Source organism: Kitasatospora sp. NPDC051702, assembly GCF_040681575.1.
Lineage (GTDB): Bacteria > Actinomycetota > Actinomycetes > Streptomycetales > Streptomycetaceae > Kitasatospora.
Genome location: NZ_JBFAZB010000037.1, coordinates 1 through 15,204 on the forward strand (window position 1 = coordinate 1; position 15,204 = coordinate 15,204).

Below are 15,204 nucleotides of genomic sequence, written 5' to 3' on the forward strand. Positions count from 1 at the left end.
CGTTTTCCCGGAGTTTCATTTCATCGGATTCGCTTTCCGCTTGTCCCCGCTCTCTCGCGGCGACTCCGGAACTGTACGGGGCCGGGCCCGCCACATGCAAATCGCCCCCGCCCGGCACTCCGGACGGGGGCGATCGGTGCGACGCGGACCAGGTCAGCGGACCTCGGTGATCTCCGGGCCGCGGGCGAACGGGTCGAGCGCGGCACCGCCGAAGCGGTTCTCGCCCTCGCCGGCAGCGGCGGCCGCCCCACCACCGTCGGCGACCATCTGGGCGTCCTCGGGGAGCTTCAGCACGATCGGGTCGCGGGGCGCCATCGGGCTCTCACCGCGGACGACGACCGTCTGCTGGAAGACCTGCTCCAGGATCCCGGCCATCTCGGGCTGCACGGCGGCCTGGCCCGAGATCACACCGCGCAGGAACCAGCGCGGTCCGTCGCAGCCGACGAAGCGCACCAGCTGCACCCCCTGGGTGCCGTCCGGCAGCTGCACCGGGACCTGGGCGCGGAGGTGCCAGCCGAGCGGGCCCTCCTCCTCCTCGATGAGACCGCCCTGCGAGGTGATGCCGTTGGCGATCTCCTCGCGGACCTCCCCCCAGATGCCCTCCGACTTCGGGGCCGCGAAGGCCTGCAGCTGGATGGCGCTGTTGCCGAGGACGAGGGTCGCGGCGACGATCGCGTCTCCGGCGACCTCGACGCGCAGCTCCATGCCCTCGACACCGGGGACCAGCAGACCCCCGAGGTCCACCCGCCCCTCCTCGGGGTTCTCCAGCTCGGAGTGGTCCCACGGACCGTCCGGGCGCGGGGCCGGCGGGAGACCGACCCTGTCGGCCGGGTCCAGCTCGGTCACGTTCTCGCTCTCGGCGGAACCTTCGACGTCATCGGCCGTCTCGTCGGCGCTGATGGCGTCGTCGGCGAGCTGCTCGACAGCGTCCTCGCTCTTCTGGCGACGACGGAACACGGTCACTGTCCTTCCCGGTCCAAGACCGATGCGAATACCTGCTCGGCTTCCTGCGAGGCCGCGGGCATGCTAGACCGCGGCATGGCCGCCGGTCGACCCGAACCCGCCCTCGGCACGTGCCGACCCAGGCAGCTCGGCCACCTCGTGGAAGCGGGCCTTCTCGACCTGCTGGATGACCAGCTGGGCGATCCGGTCCCCTCGGCGGAAGCTGACCCCCTCGCGCGGGTCCAGATTGACGACGATCACCTTGATCTCTCCACGGTACCCGGCATCGACCGTCCCCGGGGCGTTCACGAGGGCAACTCCGCAACGAGCTGCCAGCCCGGAACGGGGGTGGACGAACGCCGCGTAGCCGTCCGGCAGCGCGATGGCGACGCCGGTGGGCAGGACGGCCCGCTCGCCGGGCGCGAGCTCGGCGTCGACGGTGGTGCGCAGGTCGGCACCGGCGTCGCCGGGCTGCGCGTAGGCGGGCAGCGGCAGCTCGGGGTCGACGCGCCTGATCAGGACGTCCAGCGGCGGGCGGGGAGTGTCGCTCAAGGGTTCACCTCAAAGGCTCGTGCGCGCTTCATCAGGTCCGGGTCGTCGAGGACCTTCTCGATGTCCTCGGGACGACCGTGCGTGGTGAAGTGTTCCAGCTTCACCTGGATGAAGAGCGCCTGCGCCCGCACCGCGACCGGTCCGGCGGGGCCGCCGATCCGCGCCTCCGCGGCGCTGTAGATCTTGCGGCCGTGCACGCCGGTGATCCAGGCGCGCAGGTGCAGGACGGAGTCGACGGGCACCGGGCAGAGGAAGTCGGTCTCCAGCCGGCCGGTGACGGCGGGGGCGTGCAGCAGCCAGTTCAGCGTGCCGAGGGTCTCGTCCATGGCCGTCGTCAGCACGCCGCCGTGGGCCAGGCCCGGGCCTCCCTGGTGGACGTCGCGGACGGCGAACTCGGCGGTGACGTCGAGGCCCTCGCCGGCGACCGCGTCGATCCGCAGGCCACCGGGGTGCTGCGGGCCGCACCCGAAGCAGTGCTCGTAGTGGGAGCCGAGCCGGGTGCCGGGGGCGGGTGCCTCGGGGGCGCGCGGCGGCAGCACCGCGTCCGGCGGCGGCGTGGTCGGGGTCGGTGTCATCGCGGGCTCCGGCCGGTCGGTGGGGGTGGTGGGGGTGGTCGCACCGGTCACGGGGCCCCACCCTACCCAGCGGTAGGGGCGCGGCCGGTGGGGGTGGCGTCCCGGCCCCGGCGTCAGGGCGCCCACAATGGGGGCATGTACGACGAACGCCTCACGGTGCCGCGCTCCTGGTGGCTGCTTCCGGTCGCAGTCGGTTTCACGCTCGCGCTGATCCTGATCCGGGTCAGCGGCCCTGCCGCGCTGGCCGGGCTGGTGGTGGGCATCGCCGCCGGCGCGGTCGCCATCAGCAGCTACGGCTCGGCCCGGATCCGCGTGGTGCAGGGCTCCCTGGTGGCCGGGCAGGCCCGGATCCCGGTGGACGCCCTCGGCGCCGCGCACCCGCTGAGCCCCGCCGAGGCGGTGGCCTGGCGCGGGCCGAAGTCCGACCCGCGCGCCTTCATGCTGCTGCGCAGCTACGTCCCGACGGCGCTGCGGGTGGAGGTGACCGACCCGGCGGACCCGACGCCGTACCTCTACCTGTCGACCCGATCGCCGATGAAGCTGTCCGAGGCCCTGGAGGACGCCCGACGGGGCGCCCGCACGTAAGTCCGGGGCGCGCGCGGCGAGCGCGCGACCCCCGGTCCGGAAAACGGAGAGGGACGGTTCCGCTGCTGCGGGACCGTCCCTACGACTTCGTGCCGACCGTCGTGCTCCTGGCCGACCGGGTCCTCCCGGAGCCGTCCCTCAGGACGGCGTCCGGACCTGCCGTCCGGCCCCGCTGCCCGGGGCCGGAAGGGGCGCTGTGCCGGTCCCGCGGTGGCCGCGGGCACCGGGCCCTGTCCGCCGCGGTGCTCAGGCGCCGCAGTCCCGGCAGATCGGGTTGCCGTTCTTCTCGCTGTACAGCTGGCTGCGGTGGTGGACCAGGAAGCAGCTCATGCAGGTGAACTCATCGGCCTGCTTCGGCAGCACCCGAACCGCGAGCTCCTCGTTCGAGAGGTCGGCGCCGGGGAGCTCCATGCCCTCCGCCGCGTCGAACTCGTCGACGTCGACGGAGCCGCCGCCCTTGTCGTTACGACGAGCCTTGAGCTCCTCGATGCTGTCCTCGTTGAGCTCGTCGTCGGTCTTGCGTGGGGTGTCGTAGTCCGTTGCCATTTTTCGCTCTCCCCCTCCGGGTTGTGCGGTGTGTGCGGTATCTCCAGCGCACGTAACGCATGGGGGGCCGGTCTTGTGCCCGACCCGAGGCGGAGATTTTGCCTTACTTCAAGCCCTGTTACTCAATCGACACTCAGCCAGGGGTCCGTTGGGGTGATCCACCAGCACGTGGCGGGCCTCACGCTGGGGCACCGCCACCCCTTTCGGGACCCGGCAGGACGGATACGCACAGTAAGCGCAGGCCATGAGGTCTCTCGCCGAATCCCTTGCCCACCTGGGGCGCCGGTCAACCCTTCACCCGAACGGCCCCAGGAAATCTGATCACGGAACGCAACCGACACCATCGCGCAAGTGATCACTCTCCGAGTTCACCCGAAGTCACGGAGCGACACGGTGTGACCTTGGTCACGTTCAGAATCTTCCGGGGCAAACCACGGAAAATCCACCCAGGTCGACAGCCCCGCGAAGCGCCCTGTCGAGCGCCGCGGGGCTCCGCCGACGACGGCCGGGGGACGGCCGCGGGGGGTTCTAGGCGCCCAGACGGGCGGCCCGGCGGGCCAGCTGCGCGGCCTGGCGCTCCTCGAACTTGCGCGCCTGCTCGTCCAGGCCGTCCAGGAAGACCCCGAGCTCGTTCTGGGCCAGCAGGCCCTCGGGGCCGAGGCCGCCGATCTCCATCACGCGCAGGTGGCGCAGCACCGGCTGCAGCACGTCGTCGTGGTGGATGCGCAGGTTGTAAACCCCGCCGATGGCGATCTGCGCGGCGGCCCGCTCGAAGCCGGGGATGCCGTGGCCGGGCATCCGGAAGTCGGTGACCACGTCGGCGATGGCGCGCATCGCCTGGTCGGGGGCGATCTCGAGGGCGGCCTTCAGCAGGTTCCGGTAGAAGACCATGTGCAGGTTCTCGTCGTTGGCGATCTTCGCCAGCAGCTGGTCGCAGAGCGGGTCGCCGGCGAACTTGCCGGTGTTGCGGTGCGAGATGCGGGTGGCGAGCTCCTGGAAGGCCACGTAGGCGACCGAGTGCAGCATGCTGTGCGCGTTGTCGGACTCGAAGCCCTCCGACATGTGGCTCATCCGGGCCCGCTCCAGCTCCACCGGGTCCACGGCCCGGGTGGCGAGCAGGAAGTCGCGGATCGCTATGCCGTGGCGGCCCTCCTCGGCGGTCCAGCGGTGTACCCAGGTGCCCCAGGCGCCCTCGCGGCCGAACATGGTGGCGATCTCGTGGTGGTAGCTGGGGAGGTTGTCCTCGGTCAGCAGGTTGACCACCAGCGACACCCGGCCGAGCGGGGTCACCTGGGACTGCCCGACGTTCCAGGCCTCGCCACCGAGCACGCCGTCGAAGTCGCGACCCTGGCTCCAGGGCACGAACTCGTGCGGCATCCACTCCTTGGCCACCGCGAGGTGGCGGTTGAGCTCCTTCTCCACGACCTCTTCGAGGGCCAGGATCAGGCGCGCGTCGGTCCAGCCGCTCGATCCGAGCGAGGGGCTGCTCTGCACGGGGGCGATGGTCACGGTCTTGCTCCTGGGGGACGGCACGCGCTGGGACGGGCGCGTTGGGCGGGCACGTCTTCAGACGCACTTACGGTTCCGTAGGTTACGACACCGTAAGTTGCTCGGGGCGGAAAAGACAAGCCGCCCCCGCCAGGCCTTATGTCGTCTTGACGGCCTGACGGGGGCGGCTGTGAACGGTCGTTCACGGAGCACGGCGGGGCGGGCGGCCCGAGGGGCCCGGGAAGGGCCTGGTGGGGCGGGTCAGGGGTTCGGGATGCGCACCCGCATGGTGAGCCCGCCACCGGCGCGCGGAGTGGCCTCGATGGCGCCTCCGTGGGCGCGCACCACCGAGCGGACGATCGACAGTCCGAGCCCGACGCCCTTGTCGCTGCGGGTGCGGTCGGCGCCCTTGATCCGCCGGAACGGCTCGAAGATGTGCTCCAGCTCGTAGCCGGGCACCACCGGGCCGGTGTTGGACACCACCAGTTCGCCGCCGCCGGGCACCTCCGCGGTGGACAGCTCGACCCAGCCGCCCGGGGTGTTGTACCGGACGGCGTTCTGCAGCAGGTTGAGCGCGAGCCGCTCCAGCAGCACCCCGTTGCCCCCGACCACGGCGGGATCGAGCTTGGCGCGCAGTTCGACCTCGCGCCGCTCCGCCTCGGCCCTGGTCTGCTCCAGGGCGCGGGTGGCCACCTCGGAGATCTCCACCGGGCGCCGCTCGGTCAGCTCGTTCTCGCTGCGGGCGAGCAGCAGCAGGCCCTCCACGAGCTGTTCGCTGCGCTCGTTGGTGGCCAGCAGGGTCTTGCCGAGCTGCTGGAGGTCGGGCGAGGCCGCCGGGTCGGAGAGCTGGACCTCCAGCAGGGTGCGGTTGATCGCCAGCGGGGTGCGCAGCTCGTGCGAGGCGTTGGCGACGAAGCGCCGTTGCGAGTCGAAGGACCGGTCCAGCCGGTCCAGCATGTCGTCGAAGGTGTCGGCGAGCTCCTTGAGCTCGTCGTCCGGCCCGTCCAGCTCGATCCGCCGGTGCAGGTCGGAGGAGGCGACGTCGCGGGCGGTGCGGGTGATCCGGCCGAGCGGGCGCAGCACCCGGCCGGCCAGGGCGTAGCCGGCCGCGAAGGCGATCACGGCGAGGCAGACCAGCATCGTGAGCGACTTGCGCAGCAGGGTGTTGAGCGCCGAGTTGGAGCGCATCAGGTAGTCGCTGGCCTGCTCCTGGTTGAACTGCGCGCTGTCCATCGAGACGCCGCCGACCCTGACCCGGATGTCGCCGAAGTCGAACTTGCGGGGCGCCAGGTTCTGCACCGCGTCCTGGAAGAACACGTACATCAGCAGCAGCAGGACGACGCCGGCCATCAGGAACATGCCGCCGTAGAGCAGGGTGAGCCGCATCCGGATGGTCGGCCGGAAGGGCAGCCAGGCGAGCATGCCGTCGCCGGGCACGTAGTGCGGCCGGATCGCGCGCGGGGGGTGCGGTGGCTTGGGCGGGACGGCGCGCGGGCCGCCGGCGGGCGCGCCGGAGGGCCCGCCGGCCGGGGGCGGGGTGGTCATGATGGTCCTCTCGGGGCGCCCGCCGGGGCGGGCGCGGGATGGGTGGGTCCCACCGGGCCGGCGTCCGGGTCCGTGGATCCGGTGCGGGCCGGCCCGGTGGTCCGGAGCGGTCCGGTGGGATCCGGCCGGGCGGTCCGGCCGGATCCGGTCAGATCCGGTAGCCGGAGCCCGGCACGGTGACGATCACCGGCGGGTCGCCGAGCTTGCGGCGCAGCGTCATCACGGTGACGCGCACGACGTTGGTGAACGGGTCGGTGTGCTCGTCCCAGGCCTTCTCCAGCAGCTGCTCGGCGGAGACGACGGCACCGCCGGCCCGCATCAGCACCTCCAGGACGGCGAACTCCTTGGGGGCGAGCTGGACGGTGCGGCCCTCCCGGATCACCTCGCGGCGGCCGGGGTCGAGCGAGATCCCGGCGCGTTCCAGCACCGGGGGCAGCGGGATGGTCGCACGGCGTCCCAGCGCCCTTACCCGGGCGACGAGTTCGCTGAAGGCGAACGGCTTCGGAAGGTAGTCGTCCGCGCCGATCTCCAGGCCCTCGACCCGGTCGCTGATGTCACCGGAGGCGGTCAGCATGATCACCCTGGTGGCCAGGCCCTGCTCGACCACCTTGCGGCAGACGTCGTCGCCGTGGACCAGCGGGAGGTCCCGGTCCAGGACCACCACGTCGTAGTCGTTGACCGCGATGCGCTGGAGCGCGGCCTCCCCGTCGTACACCACGTCGACGGCCATCGCCTCGCGGCGCAGGCCGGTGGCGACGGCCTCGGCGAGCAGCTGCTCGTCCTCGACGACGAGAACCCGCACGGTCGTTGTCCCTTCTCCAGGCCGGCCCCGGAAGCGGACGCACGGCTCCGACGGTGCCTCCATCCTGCCTGGTCCTGCGGTAAAGCAGCGATAAGCTGCCGCTCGGGCACGGGGCGGAACCGGCGACCGGTGACCGTTCGCACCGGGACCAGTCCGGTTGGACTGTGACACGGGCAACTTTCTCGCGCCGACAGGTTTCCCCGCCCCTGCGGCGGGGAGGACAGCTGCACACCCGCGATCTGGCCTGTCGGCCGATCGCACCCACCCGCCGTGCGTTCATCCGCGCCGGCCCTGGGGCTGGGACGTCACCGGGAGCGGCCGACGGGCCGTCTCCGCGCCCGACCGGAGAATCAGGATCCTGCCTCCCCGGACGCTACCGCTGGCCACGCAACCTCAGGGCGGAGAACGTACGACCGTGCACGTCCGACACAGTAAGGGGGCCCGTATGGACGCCTTCAAGGCCGGAATCCTGCAGCGCATCGCCAACGCCGAGCAGGACCTGCACCGCGCGATCGAGGCCGGGGACGAGTTCCTCGCCGAGGTGGAGCAGTCAGAGCTGGACGACCTGCGCCGGCTCGCCGCCGAGCACGGTGTGGACACCGTGCTGGAGCGTCACCGCACCGCCGCCTGATCCACCCGATCCCGACCCGTCGCCGGAGTTCCGGCACCAGCGGCCCTGCGGGGGCCGTGCGAAACCCCAGGCCCTGGCATCCCTCGTATGCCAGGGCTCTTCGCGTTCCGGGCCCCGTCGCGTTCACGGCGGTTCCCGCTCGGGGCACCTGGCGTCCCGGGGCTCCCGTGCCCCGGGACGCTCCGGAGCTCAGCCCCGGTCCTCCCAGGCGCGCAGCGCGGCGAGCCGCTCCTGCAGCGGCTCGTACACGCCGGGCGCGGCGGCCACCGTCAGCTCGCCGTCCGGGCCGTGGCCGGGGCGGCCGCCGACCAGGGCGCCGGCCTCCGCGGCGATCAGGCAGCCGGCCGCGCGGTCCCAGGGGGCCAGTCCGCGCTCGTAGTAGCCGTCCAGCCGCCCGGCGGCGACGTCGCACAGGTCCACGGCGGCGGCGCCGCCGCGGCGGACGTCCCGCACCTCGGGCATCAGGGCCTGCAGCACCTCGGCCTGGCGGACCCGCACCGACCGGACGTAGTTGAAGCCGGTGGCGATCAGCGCCTGGCCCCACGGCGGGGCCTGGCGGGCGGCGAGCGGACGGCCGTCGAGGTGGGCGCCGCGGCCGAGGACGGCCTGGAACAGCTCACCGCGGGCCGGCGCGAAGACCACGCCGACGGCCGCCCGGCCGTCCACCTCGGCGGCCACGCTCACCGCCCAGGAGGGCAGTCCGTACAGGTAGTTGACCGTGCCGTCGAGCGGGTCGACGACCCAGCGCACCCCGCTGGTGCCGTGCCGCTCGGCGCCCTCCTCACCGAGGTAGCCGTCCTCCGGGCGGCGGTCGGTGATCAGCTCCAGGACCAGCTTCTCGGAGGCGAGGTCCATCTCGGTCACCACGTCGACCGGGCTGCTCTTGGTGCCGGCCACGCCGAGGTCGGCGGGCCGGCCGTCGCGCAGCAGGGCGCCGGCCCGCCGGGCCGCGTCCAGGGCGACGTCCAGCAGGTCGTCGAGGAGCCGGTCGTCGGGCAGGGCGGGGGTGGACAAGGGGGACTCCTCGGGACGGGCGGTCAGCGCTCGGCGGCGGCCGGGCGCGGGGCGCGCGGGTTGGGGCAGCAGGCCACCGCGCACACGTCGTGGCTGGGGCCGAGCGCGCCGAGCGCGCAGCGGGTCACCGGCTCGCCGCGTTCGGCGGCGGCGCGCTCCAGGACGAGCTCGCGCACCGCGGCGGTGAACCGCGGGTCGGCGCCGACGGTGGCGGCGCGGGCCACCGGCAGGCCGAGTTCGGCGGCCCTGGCGACGGCCTCGGTGTCGAGGTCGTACCTGACCTCCATGTGGTCGGAGACGAATCCGATCGGGACCATCACCACGGCGGGCGCGCCGTCGGCGTGCTGGGCCTCCAGGTGGTCGCAGACGTCCGGTTCCAGCCAGGGCACGTGCGGGGCGCCGCTGCGGCTCTGGAAGACCAGCTCCCACGGCCGGTCGGCGACCCCGGTGCGCTCGGCGACGGCCTCGGCGATCAGCCGGGCGACGTCGAGGTGCTGGGCGACGTAGGCGCCGCCGGGCCGGCCGCGGGCCGGGTCGTCCGGGGCGCCGGAGGAGTCGGCCATGGTGTCCGGGATGGAGTGGGTGGTGAACGCCAGCCGGGCGCCGTCCCGGACCGGCTCGGGCAGTTCGGCCAGGGCGGCCACGGTGGCGTCGATCATCGGCCGGACGAAGCCCGGGTGGTTGTAGAAGTGCCGCAGCTTGTCGACCCGCAGCTCGGGCAGGCCCTCCGCGGCGAGCGCGGCCAGCGCCTCGGCCAGGTTCTCCCGGTACTGGCGGCAGCCCGAGTAGCCCGCGTACGCGCTGGTGGCGAGGACGGCGATCCGGCGGTGACCGTCGGCGGCCAGCTCGCGCAGGGTGTCGACCAGGTACGGCGCCCAGTTGCGGTTGCCCCAGTAGACCGGCAGCTCCAGCCCGTGCTCGGCGAAGTCCTTGCGCAGCGCGGCGAGCAGCTCGCGGTTCTGCTCGTTGATCGGGCTGACGCCGCCGAACAGGAAGTAGTGCTTGCCCACCTCCTTCAGCCGCTCCGGGGGGATGCCGCGGCCGCGGGTGACGTTCTCCAGGAACGGGACGACGTCCTCGGGGGCCTCCGGCCCGCCGAAGGAGAGCAGCAGCAGGGCGTCGTACGGGGCGGCGCCGGTCGGTGAGGGTTTGCGCGCGTCGGACATGGCACCGATCCTGCCATTGAGGGGCCGAACACCGGCGGTTGGGCCGCGCGGGTGTCCGGAAAATACCGTTTGCCAAGGTACGTAAGCTGTGTTGACCAGCCTTGTTCCTTACCCCTCGGAGCTCCCCCGTGCTCTCCAGTTACCGCCGGATATTCGCCGCCCCCGGCACTCTGGCCTTCTCCTCGGCCGGCTTCCTCGCCCGCCTGCCGATCTCGATGACCGGCATCGGCATCGTGACCATGCTCTCCGAGCAGAGAGGGTCGTTCGGGGTGGCGGGCGCGGTCTCGGCGACCCTGGCGATCGCCGCCGGAGCGCTCGGACCGGCGGTGTCCTGGCTGGTCGACCGGTACGGGCAGCGCCGGGTGGCCCTCCCCGCCGCCGCGCTCTCCGTCTCCGCCGCGATCGGACTGCTGCTCTGCGCGCACTTCGGCGCACCGGCCTGGACGCTGTTCCTCTTCGCCGTCGGCATGGGCGTGATGCCCAGCGCCGGCGCCATGGTCCGCGCCCGCTGGGCGCACCTCTACCGCGAGGACGCCGGCCGGCTGCACACCGCGTACTCCTTCGAGGCGGTGGTCGACGAGTTCTGCTTCATGGTCGGTCCGATCCTCGCCGTCGTCCTGGCGACCAACGTCCTTCCCGAGTCCGGCGTGCTCGCCGCCGTCGTCGCGCTCACCGTCGGCATCACGCTGTTCACCGCCCAGCGCCGCACCGAACCGCCGGTCCACCCGGCCGCCTCCCGCAGCGGTGGCAGCGCCATCCTCAACGGCGGCCTGATCGTCCTGGTGCTCACCTTCATCGCCACCGGCGCGATCTTCGGCTCGGTCGAGATCGTCACCGTCGCCTTCGCCAGGGCCCAGGGCCACGAGGGGCTGGCCGGCACCGTCCTCGCCGTGTGGGCGCTCGGCTCCGGCCTGGCCGGCATGGTCTACGGCACGCTCAAGCCCAGGGGCTCGCTGTCCACCCGGTTCTTCGCCGGCGTGACGCTGATGGCCCTGAGCATGGTCCCGGTCCTGATCGTCTCCTCGACCGTCCAGGGCCTCGGCGGGCTGCTCGCCACCGGCGCCGCCCTGATGCTCGCCGGCCTCGCCATCTCGCCGACCCTGATCTCCGCGATGGCCCTGGTGGAGCGGCTCGTCCCGGCCTCCCAGCTCACCGAGGGGATGGCCTGGACCACCAGCGGGCTCGCCCTCGGCGTCGCCTTCGGCTCCTCCGCCGGCGGCTGGGTGGTGGACGCCTCCGGCGCCGCCGCGGGCTACTGGGTGCCGCTGGTCGCCGGTGCGCTCGGCGTGGCCACCGCGCTCGCCGGACTGGGCCGGCTGCGCGCCGGAGTCAGCTCCGACGAGCCCGCCGAAGCGGCCGGACAACCCGTAGACCTCGAACGGTGAACTGACTAGTCTCTCCCTACCCGCGGCCCTACCCGCGGGTAGGGCGGCGCTGCCGCCCCGACCCCGCGCCGACCCGTTCGGCCACGGAGCAGGAGGCGGCGCATGCCCCAGACCAGTACCGTGACGCCCGCCCGGTGGACCAACTGGGCCGGGAACCAGAGCGCCCGGCCCGCCCGGTCCGCCGCCCCCGGCACCGCGGAGGAACTGGCCAGGGAGATCCTGCGGGCCGCCGGACAGGGCCGCACCGTCAAGGCCGTCGGCTCCGGCCACTCCTTCACCTCGATCGCCTCCGCCGGCGACGGCGTCCTGCTCCGCCCGCACGCGCTCACCGCCGTCCGCGGCATCGACCGCGAGGCCGGCACCATCACCGTCGAGTCCGGCGTCCCGCTCGCCCGGCTCAACCGGATCCTCGCCGGCGAGGGCCTCTCGCTCACCAACATGGGCGACATCGAGGTCCAGACCGTGGCCGGCGCCACCAGCACCGGCACCCACGGCACCGGCCGCGACTCCGGCTCGCTCGCCGCCCAGATCCGCGCCCTGGAGATCGTCCTCGCCGACGGCACCGTCCGGCACTGCTCCCCCACCGAGAACCCGCGGCTCTTCCAGGGCGCCCGGCTCGGCCTCGGCGCCCTCGGCGTGATCACCGCCCTGACCTTCGGCGTCGAACCGGCCTTCCTGCTCACCGCGCACGAGCAGCCGATGGCCTTCGACGAGGTGCTGGAACGGCTCGACGACCTCACCGCCGTCAACGAGCACTTCGAGTTCTACTGGTTCCCGCACACCGACCGCTGCTCCACCAAGCGCAACAACCGCAGCCAGGGCCCGGCCGCCCCGCTGCCCCGGTTCAAGGAGTGGCTGGAGGACGACTTCCTCTCCAACACCGTCTGGGAGGGCGCCTGCCGGGTCGGCCGGCGCTTCCCCGGCAGCATCCCCGCCATCGCCTCGCTGGCCAGCCGCGCCTGGTCCGACCGCAGCTACACCGACACGGCGTACCGGGTGTTCACCAGCCCCCGCAAGGTCCGCTTCGTGGAGATGGAGTACGCGGTGCCGCGCGCGGCCGTCGCCGGGGTGCTGCGCGAACTGAAGGCCCTGGTCGACCGCTCCGACTGGAAGGTCAGCTTCCCGGTCGAGGTGCGCTTCGCCCCCGCCGACGACCTCTGGCTCTCCACCGCCTCCGGCCGCGACAGCGCCTACATCGCGGTGCACCTCTACCGGGGCACCGCCGACCAGGGCTACTTCACCGGCGTCGAACAGCTGATGACCGCGCACGCGGGCCGCCCGCACTGGGGCAAGCTGCACACCCGCGACGCCGAGTACCTGGCCGGCGTGTACCCGCACTTCGGCGACTTCACGGCGCTGCGCGACGAGGTCGACCCGCAGCGGGTCTTCGGCAACGACTACCTGCGCCGCGTGCTCGGCGCCTGACCTCGGCCGGGCCTCAGGGCGTCGAGGACGCGGCCCCCGACCGGGGCGCCGCCGGCGTCCGGCTCGGGACGGGAGGCTGCGAGGAGGCCCCGCCCGACGGCGTCCCGCCGCCCGCCGACGGGGAGGTGCCGGCCGACGGCGAGGTGCTCGGCCCCGCCGAGGGCGAGGTCGTCCCGCCGCCCGGCTCACCGGAGCCGCTCGGGCTCGGCTCCCGGCTCGGCCCCGTCGGCGCCGGGGCCGTGGCCCCGGCGGACGGCGACCGACCCGCTCCGCCGGGCTCGCGCGCCGGGGGCGTCCGCTCCGGTTCCTCCCGCGGCGTGGAGGAGGTAGGGGTGGAGGACCCGGGGGTGACGGCGCCGCCGAAGGAGGTGCCGTTGCCGGACCGCCCCTTCACCGTCGCCGAGACCGGCTGGCCGGTGGCCAGTTCGAACGCGACGATCGGCGTCATCGCCAGCACGAACACCAGCCCGGACACCGCCGCGTACGTCCGCCAGGTCCAGCGCCGGCGCGCCCGCACCACCCGCGGCTCGTTCCACTCCGCGGAGAGCACCGCCACCGGCGACTCCACCACCGGCGACTCCACCACGGGCGCCGGGCCCACCGGGCCGGCCGGCACCTGGCGCAGTCCGTTCGCGGTGTGGACCGGCCCCCATTCCGTCACCGCCCCGCGCAGCTGCTCGCCGGTGCGCCGGAAGACGTGCTGGAACACCGCACTACCGGTGGTGGCCCCGATGCTGACCACCGCCGCGCCCAGGATCGTTCCGTACACGCCGAGTTCCGAGGCGAGCAGCGCCCCGGCCACCGTCGCCAACGCACTCGCCACGACCTGAGCCACACTCAGATCGATTCGCCTGCGATCCTCCTTGCCGCCCTCCTCGGCGGGGTTCCGCTCCGGCATCAACATCCCTCGGTCCGTACGACTGATCCTCGAACAAGCCACTCCATCTTGCCCAAAGAAGGACACAAGGGACGAAAATGCGGTTCTCCGCCCCCGATATATGTGAAGATGATCACCGTTCACCCGGCAGTGGTCCGCCATTAGGGGCGCGCGCTCTTGAGATTCCCGTGAATCGCGGGAGACTTGAGCGGCGAGCCGCCCCTTCGGATGCCACGAATGGAGTACTGTTCGTAAAGCCTGAGCCTTGGGTCGACTTGTCGACTGCGTCCGTACCGGCAGCTTGACGAAGAGCCACGGGCCAGGCACGCACGGCGACGACCGTCCCGGAACGTCGCGTTCACTGCGCGTGCGAGGACGGCCGGGACACCCAGGCGCGACGTCGACGGATGACGTGGCAAAAAGGCAACCGTGCCACAGTGGCGTGCCCGGGCGTATGCCCGACACGCCGGGGAACTCAGCAAGGTTGTGGCCAGTCGCGAGCGGGCAGGCCACACTCAGTACGGGAGCAGCGACGCAGGTGACGTCGGCAGGCACCACCCGGGAGGTAACCGTGCCCGAACTGCGGGTTGTGGCCGTCAGCAACGACGGCACACGGCTGGTGCTCAAGGCTGCCGACAGCACGGAGTACACCCTCCCCATCGACGAGCGGCTGCGCGCCGCCATCCGCGGCGACCGGCCGCGCCTCGGCCAGATCGAGATCGAGGTCGAGAGCCATCTGCGCCCCCGGGACATCCAGGCGCGGATACGAGCAGGCGCCTCCGCGGAGGAGGTCGCCCAGGCCGCCGGCATCTCCGTCGACCGCGTCCGCCGCTTCGAGGGGCCGGTGCTCGCCGAGCGCGCCTTCATGGCCGAGCGCGCCCGCAAGACCGCCATCCGCCGCAACGGCGAGTCCACCGGGCCCCAGCTCGGCGAGGCCGTCGCCGAGCGGCTCGCGCTGCGCGGCGCGGAGAAGGACACCGAACGCTGGGACTCCTGGCGGCGCGACGACGGCACCTGGGAGGTCATCCTCTCCTACCGGGCCGACGGCGAGGGCCGCAGCGCGTCGTGGACGTACGACCCGCCCCGGCGCCTGGTCCAGCCCAACGACGACGAGGCCCGCGCGCTGATCGGCGAGAACGTCGAGCGCGAGGAGGAGTCGGTCTTCCCGTTCATCCCGCGGATCGCCCGGCTCCCCCAGGACCGGCCGCCCCGCCCGATGATCGACCGGCCCTCCGCCGACCGCATCATGTCGGCCCGTGAGGTCCGCGAGTCCCGCGAGGCCACCGCCGAGGCCAGGGACTCGCTGACCAGCCTGCTCGACGTCGTCCCCGCCTTCCGCGGCGACCTCGCCGTCAGCGGCCCCACCCCGATCGAGCCGGTGCCCGCCGAGGTCGCCGAGGAGAGCGAGGAGCCGGCCGCCGCGGCCCCGGCCGTCGGCGCGGGATCGGCCTACGCCGACATCCTGATGCCGCGGGCCGTCGCCCCGCACCGCGAACGCCTCGTCGGCACCACCGACCGCCAGGCCGAGGCGGACGGCGTCCGCCCCGGCCGCCGGGCCACCGTGCCCAGCTGGGACGAGATCGTCTTCGGCAGCCGGCGCAAGAAGCAGGAGTAACCGCCGTACGGAAGGGGCGGGAGGCCCGGCCTCCCGCCCCTTCCGCGTGCCCGGAC

Annotated in this window: 15 protein-coding genes; 6 read left to right on the forward strand and 9 right to left on the reverse strand. The window is 73.3% G+C overall.

Annotated features, from left to right (window positions below; genetic code table 11):
- Positions 1-153: 153 nt before the first annotated feature.
- From AB0N04_RS26685 to AB0N04_RS26695, 3 genes are all read right to left on the reverse strand, one after another.
- Positions 154-957: a DUF3710 domain-containing protein gene (locus AB0N04_RS26685; protein ID WP_360212210.1), complete on the reverse strand. Its 804-nt coding sequence runs from the start codon at positions 955-957 to the stop codon at positions 154-156.
- 69 nt (positions 958-1,026) lie between these two features.
- A complete protein-coding gene (gene dut, locus AB0N04_RS26690; protein WP_360212212.1) occupies positions 1,027-1,494 on the reverse strand; it encodes a dUTP diphosphatase in 468 nt (155 codons plus the stop codon).
- Positions 1,491-2,069, reverse strand: a complete 579-nt coding sequence (locus tag AB0N04_RS26695) for a PaaI family thioesterase (RefSeq protein WP_360212333.1) — start codon at positions 2,067-2,069, stop codon at positions 1,491-1,493. The genes dut and AB0N04_RS26695 overlap by 4 nt, the downstream gene beginning before the upstream one ends.
- Positions 2,070-2,204: 135 nt before the next feature.
- On the opposite strand from AB0N04_RS26695, the gene AB0N04_RS26700 reads away from it, so the two are divergent.
- Complete coding sequence (locus tag AB0N04_RS26700) at positions 2,205-2,654, forward strand: DUF3093 domain-containing protein (protein ID WP_360212214.1); 450 nt, start codon at positions 2,205-2,207, stop codon at positions 2,652-2,654.
- 246 nt (positions 2,655-2,900) lie between these two features.
- Here AB0N04_RS26700 and AB0N04_RS26705 read toward each other — a convergent pair whose 3' ends face one another.
- The 4 genes from AB0N04_RS26705 to AB0N04_RS26720 all read right to left on the reverse strand — a co-directional run bounded on the left by AB0N04_RS26705 (position 2,901) and on the right by AB0N04_RS26720 (position 7,035).
- The gene (locus AB0N04_RS26705; protein WP_030057692.1) at positions 2,901-3,200 is read right to left on the reverse strand and encodes a DUF4193 domain-containing protein; all 300 of its coding nucleotides are present in this window, start codon (positions 3,198-3,200) and stop codon (positions 2,901-2,903) included.
- A gap of 528 nt (positions 3,201-3,728) precedes the next feature.
- Positions 3,729-4,709, reverse strand: coding sequence for an acyl-ACP desaturase (locus AB0N04_RS26710; RefSeq protein ID WP_360212216.1), 981 nt, complete (start codon positions 4,707-4,709; stop codon positions 3,729-3,731).
- A 240-nt stretch (positions 4,710-4,949) separates the two neighbouring features.
- Entirely contained in the window at positions 4,950-6,233 is a 1,284-nt protein-coding gene (locus tag AB0N04_RS26715) for a HAMP domain-containing sensor histidine kinase (protein WP_360212218.1), read from the reverse strand.
- Positions 6,234-6,381: 148 nt separating this feature from the next.
- Positions 6,382-7,035, reverse strand: a complete 654-nt coding sequence (locus AB0N04_RS26720) for a response regulator transcription factor (protein WP_030285473.1) — start codon at positions 7,033-7,035, stop codon at positions 6,382-6,384.
- Positions 7,036-7,480: 445 nt separating this feature from the next.
- Between AB0N04_RS26720 and AB0N04_RS26725 the strand changes: the two genes are divergently transcribed.
- On the forward strand, positions 7,481-7,666 hold the full coding sequence (locus AB0N04_RS26725) for a hypothetical protein (RefSeq protein ID WP_030057688.1): 186 nt from the start codon (positions 7,481-7,483) through the stop codon (positions 7,664-7,666).
- 189 nt (positions 7,667-7,855) lie between these two features.
- On the opposite strand, the gene AB0N04_RS26730 is transcribed toward AB0N04_RS26725, so the two are convergent.
- Both AB0N04_RS26730 and AB0N04_RS26735 read right to left on the reverse strand, forming a co-directional pair.
- Complete coding sequence (locus AB0N04_RS26730; protein WP_360212220.1) at positions 7,856-8,680, reverse strand: inositol monophosphatase family protein; 825 nt, start codon at positions 8,678-8,680, stop codon at positions 7,856-7,858.
- Between the two features lie 23 nt (positions 8,681-8,703).
- A complete protein-coding gene (locus tag AB0N04_RS26735) occupies positions 8,704-9,846 on the reverse strand; it encodes a ferrochelatase (protein WP_360212222.1) in 1,143 nt (380 codons plus the stop codon).
- A gap of 128 nt (positions 9,847-9,974) precedes the next feature.
- On the opposite strand from AB0N04_RS26735, the gene AB0N04_RS26740 reads away from it, so the two are divergent.
- The 4 genes from AB0N04_RS26740 (at position 9,975) to sepH (ending at position 15,148) form a co-directional block, all read left to right on the forward strand.
- Entirely contained in the window at positions 9,975-11,231 is a 1,257-nt protein-coding gene (locus tag AB0N04_RS26740; RefSeq protein WP_360212224.1) for an MFS transporter, read from the forward strand.
- A gap of 102 nt (positions 11,232-11,333) precedes the next feature.
- A complete protein-coding gene (locus tag AB0N04_RS26745) occupies positions 11,334-12,656 on the forward strand; it encodes a D-arabinono-1,4-lactone oxidase (RefSeq protein ID WP_360212226.1) in 1,323 nt (440 codons plus the stop codon).
- A 125-nt stretch (positions 12,657-12,781) separates the two neighbouring features.
- On the forward strand, positions 12,782-13,486 hold the full coding sequence (locus AB0N04_RS26750) for a hypothetical protein (RefSeq protein ID WP_360212228.1): 705 nt from the start codon (positions 12,782-12,784) through the stop codon (positions 13,484-13,486).
- A gap of 585 nt (positions 13,487-14,071) precedes the next feature.
- Entirely contained in the window at positions 14,072-15,148 is a 1,077-nt protein-coding gene (gene sepH, locus AB0N04_RS26755; RefSeq protein WP_360212230.1) for a septation protein SepH, read from the forward strand.
- Positions 15,149-15,204: the final 56 nt, after the last annotated feature.